Raw genomic sequence first — 2,257 nt, forward strand, 5'->3', positions numbered from 1 at the left:
CGGGGGCGGCCGGCGAGGCGCCGGGTGCCGGCGGCGAGGATGGGCCCGGGAACGGGCCTGAGAGCGCGCCTGAGGACGGCGAGGGCAGCGGTGAGGTCCCTAGTGAGGTCGGCGGCGAAGGGGAGCGCGGTGGTCGCGTCTAGGCGTACGGAAGGGACGTCCGCGATACGCGGGCGGGAGGGCCGGACGGCGTCCCGTACCCCGGGGCCGTACCGGCGCCGGACGGTGACCCGTGCGCGCCGGTACGCCACCGCCGCGCTGCTCGGCTCCTTTCTGCTCCTCGCCGGCTGCGCGTCCATGCCCGACAGCGGGGGCGTGCACCAGGTGCCGCTGTCGGAGCAGCGGGAGGATCCCCGCGCGCGTACGTACGCGGAGCGGCCGGAGCCCGGTGCCACGCCGCAGCGCATCGTGTCCGACTTCCTGGAGGCCCTGCGCAGCGACGACTACGCCACCGTCGCCAAGGCGTATCTGACGAAGAAGGCGCGCACGTGGACCCCGGGCGAGACCATCGTGCTCGCCGAGGCGCCCTCGGTGGAGCCGGAGCAGACGACCGGGCCGAAGCCGGTGACCGAGGACAAGAGAAGCTCGGTGGTCGTCCGGCTGCAGGGCGACAAGGTCGCGTGGCTCAACGAAGCGGGCACGTACACGCCGGACGAGCGCCCGTACAGCCTGAACGTCGAGCTGTCGAAGGAGCCGAAGTCGGGGCAGTGGCGGATCGCGGATCCGCCGCGGGGGCTGGTGATCAGCCGGGCGGACTTCGAGCGGACCTTCCAGCCGACCAGTACGTACCACTTCACGGCGCGCAGCAGGGACACGCTGGTGGCCGACCCCGTGTACGTACGGCGGCGGATCGATCCCGTGACGGACGCGGTGCGCACGCTGCTCGACGGGCCGGGCGGTCTGATCGGGTCGGTGACGGAGACGACGTTCCCCGCGCGGACCACGCTGGCGAAGAACCAGCGGCTGGCGGTCGACGAGGAGGGCACGCTGCGGGTGCGGCTCGCGCTGGAGACGAAGCCGGGGCTGCACACGTGCGAGCGGATGGCGGCGCAGGTGCTGCACACCGCGGAGAGCCAGGAGGGCGTGCGCGTCGACGACGTGGAGCTGCTGACGGCCAGGGACACCAAGATGTGCGACCTGAGCGCGGCGGCGGGCGAGCGCTATGCGCCGGACCGGCTGGCGCGCCATCCCGCGTCGCTGTACTTCATCGACGGCAAGAACCGGCTGGTACGGACCCCCTCGGGGCCGGAAGGTGGCGAGGCGGGCCCGGCGACGGTGATCAGCCCGCTCGGCGACGGCAAGCCGGCGTTCGGGTCCGCGGCGGTGGCCCGGTCGGAGAAGAAGGCGGCCGGGGTGACGGCCACGGGGCGGTCGCTGTACGTGTCGTCGCTGGACGAGTCCTCGTCGCTGGGGGAGCCGCTGCTGACCAGCGATGCCACCGAGGCGCAGGCCGAGCGCGGCGACGGGCTGACGGCGGCGAGCTGGGACGGGCTGGGCGACCTGTGGGTGGCCGACCGGGTCGGCGGCGAGTCGCGGCTGTACTGGATGGCGGGCGGCGCCGGGGACCCGGTGCGTATCGACGTCACGGGGCTGGAGGGGCGGATCGAGGCGCTGCGGATGTCGGCCGAGGGGGCGCGGATAGCGCTGGTCGTCAGCGAGGGCGAGGAGAGCCGGCTGGTGCTGGGGGCGGTGTCGGTGGAGGACGGTGTGCCGGTGGTGGCGCAGTTGCGCGACACGGGGGCGCTGGAGGAGGTGCGGGCCGTGTCGTGGGCGGGCGAGAGCCGGCTGCTGGTCGTGGGGCGTGAGTCCGAGGGCGTGCAGCAGATGCGGCTGGTGTCGACGGACGGGTCGGTGCCGCCGGCGGCGGAGCTGGGGCAGGGGCTGACCGGGGTGACCGCGGTGGCGGCGGCGGAGGACGGTACGAAGCCGCTGGTGGCGGCGACGGAGGACGGGATCGTGCGGCTGCCGCAGAACGCGTACTGGAAGGCGGTGCTGGGCGGCGAGGGCGGCACGGCGCCGGTGTATCCGGGGTAGGGCCGGGGGCTGCCACGGGTTTTGCCGCGGCGTTCTGCTGCCGGGTTGTCCACAGGCGGGCGGTTGTCCACAGGGGTCGCGGGTGCCGGTGGCGGCGGGCATGGTGGACGCATGCGGGGGACAGGGCGGGAACTGGCGGGGTTGGTGCTGCCCGCCGGCTGCGCGGGATGCGGGGCCGGGCGGGGTGCGGGGGCGCTGTGCGCGGGGTGTGCGGCGGAGCTGA

Annotated in this window: 2 protein-coding genes; one reads left to right on the forward strand and one right to left on the reverse strand. The window is 74.8% G+C overall.

Annotated features, from left to right (window positions below):
• Window positions 1-299, reverse strand: a 299-nt coding sequence (locus H5J30_RS37015; protein WP_258563576.1) for a hypothetical protein, incomplete at its 3' end; no start/stop codon positions are given.
• Here H5J30_RS37015 and H5J30_RS28280 point away from each other — a divergent pair.
• Entirely contained in the window at window positions 298-2,034 is a 1,737-nt protein-coding gene (locus H5J30_RS28280) for an LpqB family beta-propeller domain-containing protein (protein ID WP_258563577.1), read from the forward strand. The genes H5J30_RS37015 and H5J30_RS28280 overlap by 2 nt on opposite strands.
• Window positions 2,035-2,257 lie beyond the last annotated feature (223 nt).

This window comes from Streptomyces phytophilus, from assembly GCF_013870535.1.
GTDB lineage: Bacteria > Actinomycetota > Actinomycetes > Streptomycetales > Streptomycetaceae > Streptomyces > Streptomyces phytophilus.

Excerpts from the sequence above, each read along its gene's own strand:
- H5J30_RS28280 (WP_258563577.1), top strand. The coding sequence starts at position 298 with ATGCCCGACAGCGGGGGCGTGCACCAGGTGCCGCTGTCGGAGCAGCGG.